Below are 18702 nucleotides of genomic sequence, written 5' to 3'. Positions count from 1 at the left end.
GAACAAAAAGCGAAGCATCCGCTGGCTTCCCCCTTTTTAAGGGGGACGGGAGGGGGATCTAATAGGGGGACGGGAGGGGGATCTAATAGGGGGACGGAAGGGGGATCTAGAAGGGAAGAGGGGGATCTAGAAGGGGGACGGAAGGGGGAACTGGGGGACGATGTTACCTAAAGCAGCCTTTCTTTTTGACTTTCCTGAAAACTCTTCCTTTAGATAGAGGTACATTCCACTCTTCTGTGGGAAAAAACTGGTGTGTATGCTTAATCATGTAATCACTAGGGCAATCTGATACAGAGTCAGCAAGCTGTCATGCCTTTAAATGGGGAATAGGTAGCGAGCAAGATGCAAAGCCTGCGGCATGGCTTCGCTAAACGCACTACAATGATTTCGCCATTATTGACATTAAGGTTTCAATGCCAAACAGCTTACTAACTTGCCTATTATCAGGACTTGTTTGGTAAACTGCTGGAGTCAAAAAACTAATTTGTTCCATTATCACTTGGAATAAATGCAGTAAACCTCTCTACTCAATAGGATTATGATACTAGGACTTCTTACAGTTTACTTGTTAATCGCTGGATTATTTTGCATAAACTGGTTAAATGCATTCCAGAAAGAGACGAATTTATCGTCGGAGCAAAAATTCCGGTGTCGGATAGTCTTTATCATTGCCACCGTTTTTTGGCCCCTCATCTTCCCAATTTCATACCTGGAACACTGTTCGAGAGTTTAGGGAATGGAGAGTGAGAAAGCTTCAACCAGCTTTTTCCAACCTGAATAAGAGTGGGCATCTTGCCTGCTTCATTATTTGGGCTTCAGTTGGGCTGACGCAAGCCCAACTAATCGTGGCATCCTAAATAAAGAGAGAGTTATGAGATCAAGGATGTCAGAAGCGTTAGCACAAAAACGGATAGTCGTCGTTGGTGCAGGATGGGCAGGTTTAGGTGCGACTTATCATCTTGCTCAACAAGGCTACGATGTTACTCTTCTAGAAGCCGCCCCCTATCCCGGTGGATTAGTAGCTGGATGGAAAACCTCTGGCGGACGTTCAGTCGAGGGGGGTATTCATGGGTTCTGGTATCCCTATCGCAATATCTTTCGCCTGGTTAACGAATTAAAACTCCAACCTTTCACACCTTTTACCCATTCCTCCCAATATTCTCCTGCTGGGTTAGAAGTCGAATCGCCTCTGTTTCAGAATGAGTTCCCGCTTCCTACCCCATTGGGAACGTTTCTCTACCCTAAGTTTAAACGCTTACCTCTAATTGACAGGCTTTCGGCTTTACCTCTGTTGTATGCTCTGATTGATTTTGATAATTCTGATCAAGCATGGCGACGTTACGATAAGGTAACTGCCCGCGAACTCTTTAAACAGTTTGGTGTCTCTGCCCGATTATATCGGGATTCCTTTGAACCGATGCTGTTGGTGGGGTTATTTGCCCCCGGTGAGCAATGTTCAGCCGCCGCCGCCCTAGGAATGCTCTATTACTTCATTTTGGCTCACCAACCTAATTTTGATGTCGTCTGGTGTCGGGGAACGGTGGCAGAGATGATTTTTAAACCCTGGGTGGAGCGGATTGAGAAAGCCGGGGGACGAGTGCTGACGAATAAGCGGGTAAACGATATTCTCTTGGACGATAGGGGTAAGGCTAAAGCGGTTGTCTGTGGTGAGGATGTCTTTGAAGCCGATGCGGTTATTTTTGCCGTTAGTGTAAATGGCATGAAAAAAATTGTCAGTGCGAGTAGTAGCTTGCAACCCTATTCGGAATTCCGGAATTTGAGAAACTTAGGCGCAATTGATGTCCTGGCAACCCGGTTATGGTTTGACCGAAAAGTTATTCTGCGGAATCCGTCTAATGCTTGTTTTGGCTTTGATCCGACGACGGGGTGGACATTTTTTGATTTGAATGCGTTGCATGATGAATATGCATATCAACCGGGAAGTGTCATTGAAGCGGATTTTTATCATGGGAATCAGTTATTGCCGATGAGTGATGAACAAATTGTGGCAAAGGTTCATCGCGATTTAGCCACTTGTGTGCCAGAGTTTCGGAATGCCAAGGTTATTGATAGCAGTGTGATTCGTGTACCGCAAGGGGTAACGCATTTTGCACCGGGAAGTTATCAGTATTTGCTGCCAGCGACAACTCCGATTGATAATGTGTTTATGAGTGGGGATTGGATTGTTACAAATCACGGTTCTTGGTCACAGGAGAAGGCATACATAACGGGTTTAGAGGCGGCAAATTTGGTAATTGACCGTTTTGGGTATGGAAATAAGGCAACTATTATTCCGGTTGAACCTGATGAACCTCATATTCAATTGGGGCGGATGATTAATAAAACGGTGCGGGATTGGGGGAAGACAGTATTACCTGATTTTTGGTTACCTTAAGCTGTCACGCATTTAAATTGGGAATGGGTAGCGAGCAAGATGCAAAGCCTTCGGCATGGCTTCGCTTAACGCACTACAAGGATTTCGCAATTCTTGACATTATGGTTTAAATGCCGAACAGCTTAGCAGCAAGGCAGATGGCAGATGGCTGATGAGATTTATTTCGAGAAGGCATGAGTTAGGAAGGGCGGGTTTTGTTGAAAGGTTATCGGTCAATAGCAAAATTAAGGGGCTAAACCCGCCCCTACGATTTATTTATGGATTCTGCCGAATATATTGTAAGATACCTTGTGCGATCGCGCCTGCCATTTGGCTCTGGTATTCGGGTGTCCCTAGGCGGGGGTTATCCTCTCGTCCGGTAACAAAGCCAACTTCTACGAGGACGGCGGGCATTGGGTTATTCCGCAGCACGTAAAATCGGGCTTGTTTCACGCCGCGATCGCGAATCGGAATTGCCTGTAAAATACTATTATGAATGGTTTGAGCCAGACCCTGACCATTCGAGTAATAATAGGTTTCCAATCCATTCACATCAGGACGACGACCAACAGCATTCGCATGGATACTCACAAATAAGTCCGCTTGGGCTTGTTTTGCCATCTCCACGCGGGGTGCTAAGTCTACAAAATAATCGCTGGTTCGAGTGAGAATGACTTGAATTCCTTGTTGCTGTAAAATGGCGGCAACTTGTTGAGAAATGGGCAAAATTACATCCTTTTCCCGCAATCCATTTAACCCAACTGCACCGGGATCTTTTCCCCCATGTCCGGGATCAACCATAACCACAATACGGCGGTTGGGAACTTGGGAGAGATTGAAGGGAGGATTGCTGGTTGTTGGAGGTATAACAGAATTTTGCGACGGTAGGGGGGTTGGTGTAGTTAATTGGACAACTTGTTGCGGTGGTGGTAACTGCACTGTCCACATCCGAGGGGAGAATCCCTTCAATAGAACTTGTTGGGGATTAATCGTATAACCCGGATTAAACTCAATCACCAAGCGCGTGGTTTGGGGGTTCAATTGACTAACACGCACCACCCGCACTGCACCACCAACTAATTGTTCTAATTTGGCATTCTCCAGGGGGATACCGGGTAAATCAATCACCAGGCGGTTGGGATTGGCAAGAAATTGCCCAGTAGGTTGTACCCCTTCATCAGTGGTAAAGACGAGTTGATTTTGATTCACATCAAAGCGCCAGGAGAGTAATCTCGCCGCTTGCGCTGGAAAGGAGAGCAAAAAAAAGCCGAGAAAACTGGGAAGTAGCCAGTGCAGTTTCACCGTTAAAGTTCCCTTACATAAATGAATGACGAATGACACTATCCACCGTTAACTTTAATTGTGTCCACCCACTTATTGTTTTAAATAAGAGTAAAAGTGGCTTTCTCGATTTTAAAAGGAGGATTTGAGATTGTCTCGCACCTGATGGAGTTAAATGTTAATTATTTACAATTGAGAGACTTCCCAATCAGGATAATTCCCCTTATGTCAAACCAACGGCTATAGCAATTCTACCCTTCCATATCCTTATCGTTGATTAGCACATACATCCAGACAACGACAACCGCCGTCACCAGCAGCAGGGGGTATTCAGCCAGCGCCGCTAAGATTACAATAATCTCCAGGATGGTTTTAAGGTCTTCAAATCGTTTCATTGAATCAGATTGAACTCTTAATCCCATTCAAGGAGAAGGCTAGGTGAGTACCGGGTTGAGAAATTTGGCTGAGGTAGCTGACTTCTGGCTAACTTTGAGTTGACCTGAATTGACTTTTCGCTGATTATGAATAATGGCGCGATCGCTTAAAGTTGCCCCAGAGTACATAAACCACGTCAAATCAGCACTTCGGCGCAATGGCTACCCCAGCCAAAGGAAGTTTGCTGAACACGTTACCCCATCGTTATCCACGGTGAAAAAATTCCTCAATGGCGAACCCGTTGATTTTGAGTATTTTGTCGAACTGTGCGAAGCATTGGGGTTAAACTGGCGAGATATTTATTTAGATGAGTCAGACAATCCGCCTTCTCCTAATGACTCAAACCCAACTCTGGAGGAGTCTTCACCCTTCATCACCGGGACACCCATCACCCATCCCCGCTACTTTTTCGGACGCAAACGGGAACTCAGACGCCTGTTCAATTTACTCAAACGCCATCCCCTACAAAATGCTGCGATTATCGGGAAGCGGCGCATTTGCAAAACCTCCCTGTTGCACTACTTGAAAACCATTACCACGACGCCACCGGAGGAATTACGTCCCGGTCAAAAGTCGGACTGGTTCCCCCATCCCGAACGCTACTGCTGGATATTTGTGGATTTTCAGGATACACGGATGGCAAGTCAAGAGAAATTGCTGGGTTATATTCTAGAAGCCATGAATATGAAAGTGCCGAATCCTTGTCACCTAGATTATTTTATGGATGTGGTGAGTAGCCATTTGCATTCACCCACCGTTATTTTATTGGATGAAATTGGCGTGGGATTGCAGCGTTGTCCAGAGTTAGATGATGGGTTTTGGGAAAGTTTACGGTCTTTAGCCACGAATCAGACGGGGGGAAATTTGGCTTTTATTTTAGCCACACCGGAATCTCCCCTGGATTTGGCGTCTCATACGGGACATAGTTCTCCCTTTTTCAATATCTTTGGCTTTACCGCCTATCTGGGCGCATTGACGGAGGCGGAGGCGCGGGAATTGATTGACAGTTCACCGATTCCGTTTCCGGTTGAGGATGTCGCCTGGATTGTGGAGAACAGTCAATGTTTACCCCTGCTGCTGCAAATTCTCTGTCGCGAACGTTTGTTTAGCTTGGAAGAGGGGGAAACGGGGGATGATTGGCGGGAGGAGGGATTAAGACAGATAGAACCCTTTACGAATTTTTAGAGAACCCAGCGCCTATGTAGTGGCGTGACCCAGCTAAAATGGTGAAATAGATTTGGTTCGTAGTGAGGGCTTTAGCCCTCTCCAGCTAGGCGTTAAAGCACTAAAGTGCTTACTACAAACAAAGTCCTATTTTAACCCGGTCACGCCAGTAGGGTGCGTTAGCGTAGCGTAACGCACCTTAACCTGTTGCCGCAGAGGGCGCAAGGATGGTGCCCCTACAGTCGGGTTTACCCCATCTATTTGGAAACTACGATATCAAGGCTGGTTCTAAACAGCAAGATTTTTCTACCAGTGAGCCAGATACTTACACAACTATTAAAATAGGTTGGGAAAACGTCAGTAAACCCCTCACCCCCAGCCCCTCTCCCACCGGGGGAGAGGGGAGTAAGAGGGCAGCCATGTGCGGGGATGAGGGTGAAAGGCTTGCCAGCATTGGTTTTTACCTTAAGTTGACACGGATGAAGGCTTCCGCCCACCCACGATACAGAGGTCAACCATGCCGTTTAGCCGTTATAAAAGTATTGGCGTCGTCGCTAAAGCCTTTCAAATCAAATATATTCGGGACAATTTCATTACCGAGATTGAATTTGACGTGAGTGACAGTTTTCGGAATGAATTAGAGTTAATTTTAAATGAGGGGGTGTTTGACAATTCAGACATGGCGATTTGTGAGACGATTATTTATCCCATATTAAAAGAAGTTTGGAAAGCTTATCGCCGCAATTTTCTGCTCTGGAGTCACCAAGCCTTAACCTACGATGAAAACTTATCGGGGACTCCTGATTATATCGTGGCAAAGCGCTCCCCCTTGGGAACAGTGGTGTTCGATAAACCCTATTTTGTAGTGGTTGAGGCAAAGAAGGAGAGTGATTTTACTGAAGGATGGGGGCAATGTTTAGCAGAGATGGTGGCGGTGCAGAAAATTAACAATGATCCAGAACAAAGGATATTTGGTGTTGTTTCCAATGGGGCGATATGGCAGTTTGGTCAACTGATATCTGATGAGTTTACCCAAAATAAGCGGTTTTATACAATTCAGGACTTGGAGCGGTTATTTGCTGCCATTAATTATGTTTTTCAACAGTGTGAGTTACAGTTGGAGCAGCAATTGTAACTTGTTATCGCGAATTTATATGATGATTCACAGAGTCACGTTTTAACCTTAAACTGAAACTGAGATGTCTTCCCCCTCGGTTCCCCGCAACGCCTATACTGATTCACCAGAACAGCACCCGAACTTGATTCTGGGGAGTGTACAACTGCTGTTTTGGCTGTTCTTTCATCCCTCAGCATTTCGGAATCATCTAAAAGGAATTGACCCGGCTTTGGACTTTGACCATAACCGAGGAAATTCATTGCGGTGGCAAAACTTAGCCTTATGGAAGCTTCTGCTTCAGGGATACATCATTACACCTATACTTGCCAATTTAATTCTGGGTTTAGTGTTGTTAGCTCTGGGGAAATCATTGAATGAAATTATCCCTCGCGTGACGGCTGGCGTGACGGCTGGTGTGGCAGCAGGCACGGCGGGAGGCTTGGTGGGAGGCGTAGCGGGAGGTATGGCGGAAGGCTTGGTGCTGGGTGTGCTGTTAGGTGTGGCGGGAGGTATGGCGGGAGGCGTGGCAGAAGGAATGGCGGGAGGCGTGGCAGAAGGAATGGCAGAAGGAATGGCGGTAGGTGTGCCGTTGGGTGTGCTGTTTGATTTTGATATGGTGCTAGGCGTAGCGGGAGGTATGGTGCTAGGCGTGGCGGTAGGCGTGGCGGTAGGCGTGGCGTATGGCGTAGCGTATGGCGTGGCTATAGGCGTGGTGGGAGGCGTGGCGGTAGGCGTGGTGTATGGCGTGGTGTATGGCGTGGCTATAGGCGTGGCTATAGGCGTGGCTATAGGCGTGGCTATAGGCGTCGGCGTCAGTATAAACTTGTGGCTACCTATCGTAACTTATCCCTTGGTAATCCTATGGAATGAGGTACTTTACCGTCTTGACCGACAACGCCCAGATACAAAATCTCACGTTCTGCGTTGGCATTCAGCCTTTTGGGACGAGTGGCAGCTTTTACGTCTCTCAGGATTAGACAAACACCTTGTCCTAGTGTTGGAACGTAACCCGACGGAGGGACAAGCTGCCCTTAATTACCTCAATACTAGCCGTCACCGTTGGGCAGTTCAAGCCGCACAGATTGAACTGGATGCCCGGAAATTAGAACGCTGTACTGATACAGACGCTATCCGTCACGTTTACGACACATTCGCTTCAGGAAACTTGGAAGGTTCCGCTAACACAATTTTAGATAAATTCAACTCTATCAGCGCCGATGTAGATGCCGCTCTCAACAAAAATAGTGTCTATAACCAACGCATCGCTCTGGAAAATGTCACCAAACCTCTAGACCTTCTTGCTCAAGAATTAACTAGAAGTAGTAATGAATATGCTCCTCGCTTTCGCCCCATTGCCATGCGTTGGCAGCAAATAGTTGCTGAACACATACAAACATTAATTGCAGCCACTGAACTACACCAAGAAATTGACGATCCCTATATCTTTGGCGTACCCCTTAATGAACAGGTTCAACTCTTCATGGGACGCACTAGCATAGGGATTCGCATCGAGAAATTAATATTAGACCGTCGCCGCCCTCCCTTACTCCTTTATGGTCAGCGACGTATGGGCAAAACCTCTCTGCTGAATAACTTAGGACGCCTCCTCCCCAAATCCATCATCCCCATGTTTGTGGATTTACAAGGCGCACCAACATCAGCGAGTGACCATGCAGGTTTTCTCTATAATCTTGCCAAAGGGATGAGATATTCTGCTAAACGGCAAGCAGGTTTAACTCTACCTCTCCTCACCCGTGAAGCCTTAACGGATGACCCCTTTACCACCTTTGACGAATGGCTGGATGATGTTGAACAAACCTTAGACAACAACACCGCACTCCTAGCATTAGACGAATTCGAGGTACTGGATAAAGCTTTAACTGAAGGGCGTTTCAGCGAAACCGATGTCCTGGGGATGCTACGCCATCTCATCCAGCACCGCCCCCGCTTCAAAGTCTTACTCGCTGGTTCTCATACTATCGAAGAATTTCAGCGCTGGGCGAGTTACCTGATTAATGTTCAGGTTGTACATATCAGTTACCTAGAAGAACCCGAAGCCCGCCAACTGATTGAACGCCCCATCCCAGAGTTTACCCTACGCTATGAACCCGATGCGGTTGAGCGAGTCCTCTCCCTGACCCGATGTCATCCCTGCTTGGTACAATTACTTTGCTCTGAGATTGTCGCTCTGAAAAATGAGCAAGAGGTATCGATTCGCCGACTGGCAACTGTAGTTGATGTGGAAGCCGCTATACCCGAAGCCTTAAGCAGTGGTAGTTTCTTCTTCGCCGACATCGAACGCAATCAAGTGGATGAGTTGGGATTGGCGATACTGCGCTTTTTAGCTGCACAAGGGGAAGGGGCGAGTATTGGTAAGACGGTTTTATCCCGCGAGTTTCCCGATCGCTTGAATCCTAGCCTCAATTTACTCTTGCAACGGGAGTTAATTGAAGACAGTGGTTGCGGCTACTGCTTCCAGGTGGAACTAATCCGGCGCTGGTTTGCCAGAGAGACAGGGGAGTAATATCTTGAGCTTGTCGTTGCGCTGTCTTCGCCATACGCGATCGCACTACTAAAAACCGTAACCAGCCAATCAATAATGGTGTTGGGTTTCCTAGCGTCAACCCAATCTACTGGACTGACCTAAAATTGTGGAATAGATTTACCATTGAATCGGGCGCACGCCATGCGCCCCTACGGTTTCCGGTGAACCCGTTTTAACGGGTTTAAGCTTTTAGCCGGAACTTTAGTTCCAGGCTGATGAACGATGTGCAAAATAATCCTATAGTAATTAAAGAGCGGCGAATTCTTAAGAAACTGTTGTGAAATCAATTACTCTCCTCGGCTCCACTGGATCGATTGGCACCCAAACCTTAGAGATTCTGACTCACCATCCAGACCAATTCCGGTTGGTGGGATTGGCAGCAGGTAGCAATGTGGAACTGTTAGCTGCCCAGATTCGGCAGTTTCGACCGGAAATCGTAGCCTTATGTGACGCGGAAAAATTACCTGACCTAAAATCCGCGATCGCAGATCTTGATCCCCAACCGATTCTAGTCGCGGGAGAAGCGGGTGTGGTGGAAGTTGCCCGTTATGGTGATGCTGAAGCGGTAGTAACCGGAATAGTTGGATGTGCCGGATTACTACCGACCATTGCCGCAATCGAAGCCGGAAAAGATATTGCCCTAGCCAACAAGGAAACCCTAATTGCCGGGGGACCCGTTGTCAATCCCCTGATTGCCAAACATGGGGTTAAACTGCTTCCGGCTGACTCGGAACATTCTGCTATCTTCCAATGCCTTCAGGGAGTCCCAGAGGGCGGATTGCGGCGGATTATCCTCACCGCATCTGGGGGCGCGTTCCGGGATTGGTCAGTCGATAAGTTAGGGGAAGTAACAGTTGCCGATGCGATTAAACATCCTAACTGGTCGATGGGGCGCAAAATTACTGTCGATTCCGCTACCTTGATGAATAAGGGGCTAGAGGTGATTGAAGCGCACTTCCTCTTCGGTATGGATTATGACGATATCGATATTGTCATCCATCCCCAGAGCATTATTCACTCCTTAATCGAACTACAAGATACCTCCGTCTTAGCCCAGTTAGGCTGGCCCGATATGCGCTTACCCCTACTCTATGCCTTATCCTGGCCCCATCGCATCTATACGGACTGGGAACCCTTGGATTTAGTCAAGGCGGGGACGCTGACGTTTAAAGAACCTGACCATGATAAATATCCCTGTATGCAATTAGCCTACGCAGCCGGGCGGACTGGGGGTTCAATGCCAGCGGTATTAAATGCTGCCAATGAGCAAGCCGTAGCACTGTTTTTAGACGAGAAAATCCAATATTTAGACATTGCCCGGTGTATTGAGCAAACCTGCGATCGCCACAGCCGTGATAACTGCCCTGATCCTGGACTAGAGGATATTCTAGCCGCTGATCGCTGGGCAAGAGAGGAAGTGTTGCGGATTTATTCAACCCTAGAAAAGAGCGATCGCGTGGTTTCCCTGCGATAATAAAAACACTGTTGGTTGGTCAATTAACTTACGGTTAAGCCCTCCTACACACCTACCCCTCTGCACTCCTGCACCCCTGCTCACAGACCACTAACTTAAGGAAGTTGGGGACTGTTGTTCTGGTGTGGTGTAATGGAATCTTAGATGATCCAACGTTAATAAACCTTTCATGCACACCAAAGCTTTTAGTGAGCTTTTCCCTCTATTTAATACGGCGAACCCCGAGACACTAGAATGGCTATTGTCAGTTGGAGTCGAACATGAGTATCCCACCGGGCGAGCCGTTTTAATGGAAGATGCCTGGGGCAACGCCGTTTACTTTATCATGTCCGGTTGGGTCAAAGTTCGACGCCTGTATGGGGACAAAGCCGTGACGTTGGCAATTTTGGGTCGGGGAGATTTTTTTGGCGAGATGGCAATCCTGGATGAATCTCCCCGTTCTACAGATGTTGTCGCCCTTTCATCGGTCAAATTACTCAGCGTCTCCGCCCAGCGCTTCATTCAAACCCTATTCAAAGATCCCCAGTTACACCACCGGATGCTACAACTGATGGTTAGACGGCTGCGTCAGACCAATGTTCGCTTTCAACGACGCCATCAACCTGCGGCGATTAAGTTAGCCAATACCTTAGTCAACTTAGCAGAGAATTATGGTCAAGTGGGGGAAAAGGGAACCGAAATTTATAACATTCCCTATAAAGACTTAGCTGAGGTTACGGATATCAGTGTGGAAGATACAGCTAAAATCATGAAAAAGCTGGAAAGTAAGGGTTGGACTGACGTTGACCCCCAAGACCAAAAACTTTGTTTGATTAATCTCAAACAACTAACCCATCTAGCTGGACGGCTTTAGGATAGAAGGGAAGATGGGGGAGATGGGAAAGATGGGGGAGGGGATTACCGATGAACAATGAACCATCAACCATCAACCATCAACCATCAACCATCAACAAAGGACGAATGACAAATGACAAAGGAGAAATGACTAAACCCACCTTTCATTATCACGTCGCTATGCCTCAACCTCAATCTCATCTGTTTGAGGTGATGCTACAGGTGAATGGTTGGTCGGAATCAGTGCTAGATTTAAAAATGCCCGTCTGGACTCCGGGTTCCTATCTAGTGCGGGAGTATGCCAAACACCTACAGGATTTCCGAGTTGAGACTGGAAACCAGCCCTTACCCTGGAATAAACAGAGTAAAAATCACTGGCAGGTTCAAACTGGAGACGCTTCAACCATCGTTGTCCGCTACCGCGTCTTTGCCAATGAATTATCAGTCCGCACCAATCACCTAGATGCCACTCACGGCTATTTTAATGGGGCGGCGTTATTCCTGTTTGTCCCGGATTTTGAGCAACAGCCGATTCAGGTGACGATTGTACCCCCTAAATCCGATTGGCAGACAACTACACCCTTAGCCGCCGTCGAGGGTGCTGAGAATACCTTTGAAGCCGAGGATTTTGACACCTTAGTCGATAGTCCCTTTGAAATTGGCACACAACAGGTTTACGACTTTGAGGTTCTGGGGAAACCGCATCAACTGGCAATTTGGGGACAGGGAAATGCTGATCCCCAACGGATTATTGCCGATACGACGAAAATTATTGAGACAGAAGCTGAGTTATATGGGGGATTACCCTACGAACGGTATTTATTTTTACTGCATTTATCGTCCACAGGCTTTGGCGGTTTAGAACATAAAACCTCTTGTTCCTTAAATTATCCCCGTTTCGCGTTCCGGGCGAAAGATAAATACAATCGTTTCATGCAATTAGTCGCCCATGAGTTCTTTCACTTGTGGAATGTTAAGCGGATTCGCCCCAAAGTCTTGGAACGGTTTAACTATGAACAAGAAAGCTACACCACATCCCTGTGGTTTTGTGAAGGGACAACCAGTTACTATGATTTAGTCCTCCCCTTACGGGCAAAGATTTACGACAGTAAGACGTTTTTAGAGGGATTGGGGAAAGAAATTACCCGGATGAAACTGATTCCAGGGCGTTTGGTGCAACCCCTGAGTGAGTCCAGTTTTGATGCTTGGATTAAGTTATATCGCCGGGATGCCAATAGTGATAATAGCCAGATCTCCTATTATCTTAAAGGAGAAATGGTATCCTTCTTACTGGATTTGCTGGTGCGATCGCGTCATGGTAATCAGCGCTCCCTTGATGATGTGATGCGGCGGATGTGGCAAGAGTTTGGCGTCAAGGAAGTTGGCTTTACGCCCCAACAACTGCAAGAGGTGTTGGAGTCTGTCGCGGATACTGATTTAAGTGATTTCTTCCATCGCTACATTGAGGGGACAGAGGAATTGCCCTTCGATGAGTATCTCGAACCCTTTGGCTTAACCCTCACGGCAGTAGAAGATGAGGACTCTAAACCTTATTTAGGGGTAATTGTCAAGAGTGAAAATGGGCAAGAAATCGTCAAATTTGTCAACGCCACCTCTCCAGCGGGGATAGCTGGGGTGGATGCAGGGGATCAGTTACTGGCAATAGATGGTTGGCGAGTCAGTGCTGATCAATTATGCGATCGCCTAAAAGATTATCATCCCGGTGACACGATTCAGGTAACCGTGTTCCACCAAGACGAACTTTGTACCTTACCCGTTACCCTAGGCGAATCCCAACCCACCCGCTACCAGGTTGTACAGATTAAAAATCCCTCGGAGACTCAAAAACAGAATTTAGCCGGGTGGTTGAACACCCAGGGGGATTAAGCGCATACCCAGCAACTGTAGGGGCGCAAAGACTTGCGCCCGATTCAATGGTAAAATCTATTCCACCATTTTAGATTTTAGCTGTGTCAAGCCAATAGTCATTTAAGCCGTTAAAGAAAACTCTAACCTTTATGACGAGGGCTATGCGTCTGGAAACTGGGCGGGTTTAGTCTCATCTGGGTGAGACAAGAAACGATAATAGTGAAACCCGCCCCTACACAAAACTCAACCTTCCTCCTCCCTAATTTGTCCGATGCCTAAATCAGTGTTCTAGTCCCTGGCAAAATCACTGACCTGTAGTACAATCGATAACCATACCTTCCACCAGCCTTGACTGTCTAGTTTAAAAATGCATAAATTTCTGCCAATCGCTTACTTTCAAAACCAATTTCTTCCCTTCGATGATGCCAAAATTTCTATTGCTACCCATGCGCTGCATTATGGGACAGGCGCTTTTGGCGGATTGCGGGGGATTCCTGACCCCCAAAACCCTGAACAAATTCTCCTGTTTCGTTTAGACCGCCATTGTAAACGATTAAGTGACAGTGCCAAATATTTACATTACGACTTACCCGCTGATAAAATCAAAACTATAATTGTAGAATTCGTCAAAAAAAATCAAGTTAAAACCTCGTTTTATATCCGACCCTTTATTTATACATCCGATTTGGGAATTGCCCCCAGACTGCATAAGATTGAAAAAGACTTTTTCGTCTATGGATTAGAACTGGGTGATTATTTATCCCCAGAAGGGGTAAGCTGTCGAATTAGTTCCTGGTATCGTCAAGCAGATCACAGTTTACCCTTGAGAGGTAAAATTAGTGGCGCCTATATCACATCATCTCTAGCAAAAACAGAAGCGGTAGAATCTGGATTTGATGAAGCATTATTAATGAATGCTCAGGGAAAAATATGTGAAGCCTCCGGAATGAACATCTTTATGGTGCGGAATGGGCAACTGATTACGCCGGGATATGATCAAGATATTTTAGAAGGAATCACCAGAGATAGTATCCTGACGCTGGCAAAGGATTTAGGTATCCCCACAATCGAACGCCCTGTGGATAAATCAGAGTTATTTATTGCAGATGAAGCATTTTTAAGTGGAACGGCGGCTAAAATTACTCCAATTAAACGGATTGAGAATTATGAATTATCGAAAACGCGACCCATCACAGAGAAACTGAGAGATAAAATTACGGCAATTACGGAAAATCGCGATCCCAATTATCAAGACTGGGTGTATGTCGTTCCTCTAGGATAGAGTAAACATTAAAGTAGGTTGGGTAGAGCGTCAGCGAAACCCAACAGACTAAGCCCCTGGCGTTGGATGATGGAAAAATAAGACTCAGCCCAATTTAAACCGACAACGGTTATAGGCTTCCATCTGGCTTGTGTCTAACCCAATGGGACTCGTTATCCTAGATTAGCATGAAACAACTTTCGCTATTTGAAACCGATAAGACTACACCCCAATCCTCCTACTTACATCTTGAGGGTGAAATTCCGATCGATCTCCCCGAAGATTCCCTAATTTCTTTACAACGAAAACAACCTCTCAAAATCCATTCGGTTGGTTTTCAGCCTGCCAAATCAATTCCGGAAATCCCGCATTGGTTTTTAAGCAAGTATGGTACAGAACAATGTAAAATCTTAGAACCTTTTGCGGGTTCAGGAACAACAATTATTGAAACTTTATTACAAGGTGTATCAATTTATTGGCTTGACTATCATCCTCTAAGTCGCCTGATCTGTCGTGTTAAAACTCATTTATACGATGGAGCCGAGATTCTCGACTATGCCGAGCAAATCTTGAAAAATGCTTATACAGTCAAACATCCATTAGAAACCATCAATTTCGCCAATAAAGATTTTTGGTTCCAAAAACCTGTTCAAGCTGGATTAGAAAGTCTCCGAACGCAAATTTTTCAAGTTCCGGAAGCGATACAACCTTTATTTTGGCTGGCTTTTGCTTCGACTGTCCGCAAAACATCTGATATGAATGATGGCATGATTCTCGCCGCAAAACGAGCTAATTTTAAAGCCATTCCCCAGCGTTCTCGTGAAGATGTTTATCGGTATTTTAAAGACTATCTTGATCAAGCGTTAGAGGCAATTGGGGAATGGCAGTTTGTCTTGAATCACTCGTTGCAAAATGCCATTGAATTGACTTCAAAAACAGCTATTAATCTTACAGGTAATTGGCATTGTGATGCAGTTATTACTTCGCCGCCTTATATTAATGCAATTGATTACGTTTGGGCGTCTAAGTTTGAGTTACATTGGTTGGGCTTAGTGAGTAATGATCGCGCCAGACTTGATTTATATACTCAAGAAATTGGCACAGAAAGAATTCCCAGAAAAGAGTATTGCCAATTGGGTAAAACCGGAAATTCTTATCTGGATGATTTAATTGCTGATATTTATTACGGCACACAATATCAAGCGAGCAAAGGACAAAATAAGCTTCGAGCAAGAGTTGTTTATAAATACTTTATGGACATGAAAGCACATTTTTTAAGCTGCTTCAATCATCTTAATCCAGGTGGCTATTATTGCTTTGCTATTGGCGATATTAGTAAAATTTGCGGTGTTGAGATTCCAGTGGCTAAACTTTTAACGGAAATAGCTGAAAAAATTGGCTTTTTTAAAATATTTCAGTTTCATTTGTTGCTAAAGAATCGTCGATTAAATTTACCTAGAAATGTAAAGTGGGCGGGAACAATTAAGCATGATACTGTTGTTGTATTACAAAAAACGAGAATATGAATTTAGATAATACAGCAGTTTGCTCTGCTATGCGGTACATTGTCGATCCCCCTAAATCCCCCTTTTTAAGGGGGACTTTTATCTACTGTACTTTATTACAGCGCTTTGCGCTGTAAGGTAAGATTATAAGCTATAGCACTTGCCTAAGTGTAAACATTATTGAATAAAAAAACAAGTTAAGTTAAAAATTATTGAGAATACATAAAATTAATTGAAAATATCATAAAATGATTTTAAGGTTAATCAAACGGACGAATCAACGTTTTTTAGGAGAAAGCTGATGATAAAATTTCAATCATTATTAAATACGTTATTTGGTGGGAAGACTCTCCCCAGAAAATCAGACAACACGAACCCAGAATCAACCTTTATTGAAGATGATGATGCAGGACACCTGATTTCGTCCGCTCAAGGTCCAATCGCAGTGCCAACGATTAACACAATTGAGGGCAGTTTGTTTAATCCGGCAGATATCGATCTCTACCAACTTGAATCTGAACGTCAAGCCTTTTTGAAATTTAGTGTTGCTCAAAATCCCTTATTATCTGTATCATCTGTATCATCTTTGTCTTTGTTCTTATTTGATAAAATGGGCAAAGGACTAGCAGCAGGAAGCGGAGAAGTTGGGTTCAATTTTTCTGAAAACGAGACGTTCTATTTAGGTATAAGTGATGGTCTTAATCCACTAAATAGTGCCGGAGAGGTGCTGTTATCACCAGAAGGAGAGGTAAATACAGGAACTTTGACAGGTTGGCAAGATCCGAGAATTGTAATTCCTATATTTACTCATTATAAAATAGCAATAGAAATCGAGACATAGGCTGTTTATGAACCTGTGATCATTAAAAATTCGACTGTGGTTTAATATTAAGAATTGTCAAAGTCTCGTAGTGCGTTTAGCGAAGCCATGCCGCAGGCTTTGCATCTTGCTCGCTACTAATACCCAATTTAAATGCATGAAACTTACCCTTTTCCCCGATACCATCGCGCCAGTTTGTCAGGAGAAACTCTCCAAAAATACCCCAAAATAATAAGCTGATTAATTAGGGTGGTTTTAAGAATTCCCAATCGTTGCCAGCGTCGTCCTGATGTCAGAACCGATTCTGAAACAATCGTAATCCGTCCCTGTGGTTGCAAGCGACGAATGAATTCAAAATCTTCCATAATTGGTAAATTTGGAAAACCTCCTATATCATGAAAAACAGTCGCTTTTAAAAATAGAGCTTGGTCGCCATAAGGCATCGAAAAAAGCCGCGATCGCCAATTTACCAGTCGTTCAATTAGACGCAAGCCAAACTGTTGAGAATCAATGCCTAATTCAAACGCCCCCGCAATGGTTTGGGGTGCTTGCAGCGCTTGGCGGATTAAACGATCAAAGTTTGCTGGTAAACGGGTATCGGCGTGGAGAAAGAGGAGGATATCACCCGTCGCTGTTGCTGCACCTGCATTCATTTGACAGGCGCGACCGGGTGGGGTAGAAATAACCTGGACATTTCGCGATCGCGCTACACTGACGGTTTCATCTTGACTCCCCCCATCAACGACAATAACCTCCACATTGTCAGTATCTACAAGCCTCTCTAAGATAGAACCAATCGTACTCGCTTCATTTAAAACGGGAATAATAACTGAAATCGTTTCGGTTTTCATTACATTAGAATTACTTCTATTCTCTTTTGGCAAAATAAACGGGTGTTCTCACCTGCCCAAATCCTCGGGACGGTCAATATCATGGAGTATGGGCAGAGATGCGATCGCTAATCCCAAGCGATCGGCAATCTCGACGGTTTGTTGCCTAACTTGCGAGGTTCCCCAATCAATTCCCACAAAGAGTTCCGGAATTAACCGCCGCAAACCAATCAGATAATATCCCCCATCTTGTGCCGGTCCTAATACTAAATCATGGGTTTCCAGCCATTGAAATGCCTCAGCCATTATTTGAGGGTTTAAATCGGGGCAATCTGTCCCAATAATTACTACACCTGTCATTCCCGCCGTAAAGGATTTCTCAAATGCCGATACCATTCGTTTGCCTAAATCTCCCTCACTTTGTTGATAGTAAATCACATCAGCACCTAACCAGGCTTGCATTAACGGTTGATTCCCGCCAGCAAAATGAATTTCTACAGATACAGGATGAAATGCTTGTAGTTTTTTGGCTTTAGCCAGAGTATTTTCTGTCATCTGGCGTTGCAGGTTTGCTGCACCTTTCTCTCCTAGGGCGGGAATCATGCGTGTTTTGGTTTTTCCCGGTTCGGGATAGCGGGTGAAAATGATTAGCGTTTCTTTGACAGTAGCGGGATTCATTCGATTAAACTGATGTGCATCTAAATAAACGATAGTGAAATCGTTGTCAGGGCTGTGAGGTGTAGGGTATGCCAATTAAATGCATAACCGTTTCAGAGCTTACGCTTTCTTGGCATCTAAATCACCATTTGTAGGGACACGATACTATCCATGCATGTCAACTTAAGGTGAGAACTAATACTGGCAAGTGTTTCACCCTCATCCCCTAACCCCTTCTCCCACCCCCCTCGTTCCCCCCTACCCCCCTCATTCCCCCCTACCCCCCTCGTTCCCCCCTACAAGAGGGGGGAGGACAGAGGATGCTTCGCTTTTTTGGCAGGGGGGAGGACTAAGGATGCTTCGCTTTTTTTGCACGGGGGGAGGACAGAGGATGCTTCGCTTTTGTTGCATAGGAGAAGGGGAACCGGAATGATTAATGATAAAAGATGTAGCTGCCTATGTCTGGAATATAACACCTTTCTTGCTCCCCTCTCCCCAGGGTGGGAGAGGGGCTGGGGGTGAGGGGCTGGGGGTGA

At 45.5% G+C, this 18702-nt stretch carries 14 protein-coding genes; 10 read left to right on the top strand and 4 right to left on the bottom strand.

The window, feature by feature from the left end; all coding sequences use genetic code 11:
* Window positions 1-883: 883 nt before the first annotated feature.
* Window positions 884-2395: a hydroxysqualene dehydroxylase gene (locus MC7420_RS31570; RefSeq protein WP_006105844.1), complete on the top strand. Its 1512-nt coding sequence runs from the start codon at window positions 884-886 to the stop codon at window positions 2393-2395.
* Between the two features lie 255 nt (window positions 2396-2650).
* Here the strand turns inward: MC7420_RS31570 and MC7420_RS31565 are convergent, their stop codons facing one another.
* Together MC7420_RS31565 and MC7420_RS40855 are read right to left on the bottom strand one after the other, a co-directional pair.
* Entirely contained in the window at window positions 2651-3676 is a 1026-nt protein-coding gene (locus MC7420_RS31565) for an N-acetylmuramoyl-L-alanine amidase (protein WP_044210876.1), read from the bottom strand.
* A gap of 230 nt (window positions 3677-3906) precedes the next feature.
* On the bottom strand, window positions 3907-4050 hold the full coding sequence (locus tag MC7420_RS40855; RefSeq protein ID WP_006105820.1) for a hypothetical protein: 144 nt from the start codon (window positions 4048-4050) through the stop codon (window positions 3907-3909).
* A 133-nt stretch (window positions 4051-4183) separates the two neighbouring features.
* On the opposite strand from MC7420_RS40855, the gene MC7420_RS31560 reads away from it, so the two are divergent.
* The 9 genes from MC7420_RS31560 (at window position 4184) to MC7420_RS31520 (ending at window position 16700) form a co-directional block, all read left to right on the top strand.
* The gene (locus MC7420_RS31560) at window positions 4184-5275 is read left to right on the top strand and encodes an ATP-binding protein (protein WP_044210875.1); all 1092 of its coding nucleotides are present in this window, start codon (window positions 4184-4186) and stop codon (window positions 5273-5275) included.
* Between the two features lie 496 nt (window positions 5276-5771).
* The gene (locus tag MC7420_RS31555) at window positions 5772-6389 is read left to right on the top strand and encodes a hypothetical protein (RefSeq protein ID WP_006105798.1); all 618 of its coding nucleotides are present in this window, start codon (window positions 5772-5774) and stop codon (window positions 6387-6389) included.
* A gap of 64 nt (window positions 6390-6453) precedes the next feature.
* On the top strand, window positions 6454-8895 hold the full coding sequence (locus tag MC7420_RS31550) for an AAA family ATPase (RefSeq protein WP_006105810.1): 2442 nt from the start codon (window positions 6454-6456) through the stop codon (window positions 8893-8895).
* Between the two features lie 298 nt (window positions 8896-9193).
* Window positions 9194-10390: a 1-deoxy-D-xylulose-5-phosphate reductoisomerase gene (dxr, locus tag MC7420_RS31545; protein WP_006105793.1), complete on the top strand. Its 1197-nt coding sequence runs from the start codon at window positions 9194-9196 to the stop codon at window positions 10388-10390.
* Between the two features lie 169 nt (window positions 10391-10559).
* Complete coding sequence (locus MC7420_RS31540) at window positions 10560-11243, top strand: Crp/Fnr family transcriptional regulator (RefSeq protein WP_044210874.1); 684 nt, start codon at window positions 10560-10562, stop codon at window positions 11241-11243.
* Between the two features lie 107 nt (window positions 11244-11350).
* Window positions 11351-13111 (top strand): M61 family metallopeptidase, encoded by a 1761-nt coding sequence (locus tag MC7420_RS31535; RefSeq protein WP_044210900.1) that lies wholly within the window; start codon window positions 11351-11353, stop codon window positions 13109-13111.
* 349 nt (window positions 13112-13460) lie between these two features.
* Window positions 13461-14375, top strand: a complete 915-nt coding sequence (locus MC7420_RS31530) for a branched-chain amino acid transaminase (protein ID WP_006105849.1) — start codon at window positions 13461-13463, stop codon at window positions 14373-14375.
* Window positions 14376-14542: 167 nt separating this feature from the next.
* Window positions 14543-15880: a hypothetical protein gene (locus tag MC7420_RS31525; RefSeq protein WP_006105861.1), complete on the top strand. Its 1338-nt coding sequence runs from the start codon at window positions 14543-14545 to the stop codon at window positions 15878-15880.
* A gap of 280 nt (window positions 15881-16160) precedes the next feature.
* Window positions 16161-16700, top strand: coding sequence for a hypothetical protein (locus MC7420_RS31520; protein WP_006105834.1), 540 nt, complete (start codon window positions 16161-16163; stop codon window positions 16698-16700).
* A gap of 143 nt (window positions 16701-16843) precedes the next feature.
* Here the strand turns inward: MC7420_RS31520 and MC7420_RS31515 are convergent, their stop codons facing one another.
* Both MC7420_RS31515 and MC7420_RS31510 read right to left on the bottom strand, forming a co-directional pair.
* Window positions 16844-17530, bottom strand: coding sequence for a TIGR04283 family arsenosugar biosynthesis glycosyltransferase (locus MC7420_RS31515; RefSeq protein WP_006105878.1), 687 nt, complete (start codon window positions 17528-17530; stop codon window positions 16844-16846).
* A gap of 48 nt (window positions 17531-17578) precedes the next feature.
* A complete protein-coding gene (locus MC7420_RS31510) occupies window positions 17579-18187 on the bottom strand; it encodes a TIGR04282 family arsenosugar biosynthesis glycosyltransferase (protein ID WP_006105856.1) in 609 nt (202 codons plus the stop codon).
* Window positions 18188-18702: the final 515 nt, after the last annotated feature.

This window comes from Coleofasciculus chthonoplastes PCC 7420 (assembly GCF_000155555.1).
Classification (GTDB): Bacteria; Cyanobacteriota; Cyanobacteriia; order Cyanobacteriales; family Coleofasciculaceae; genus Coleofasciculus; species Coleofasciculus chthonoplastes_A.
This window is presented reverse-complemented; position numbering and strand designations above follow the sequence as displayed.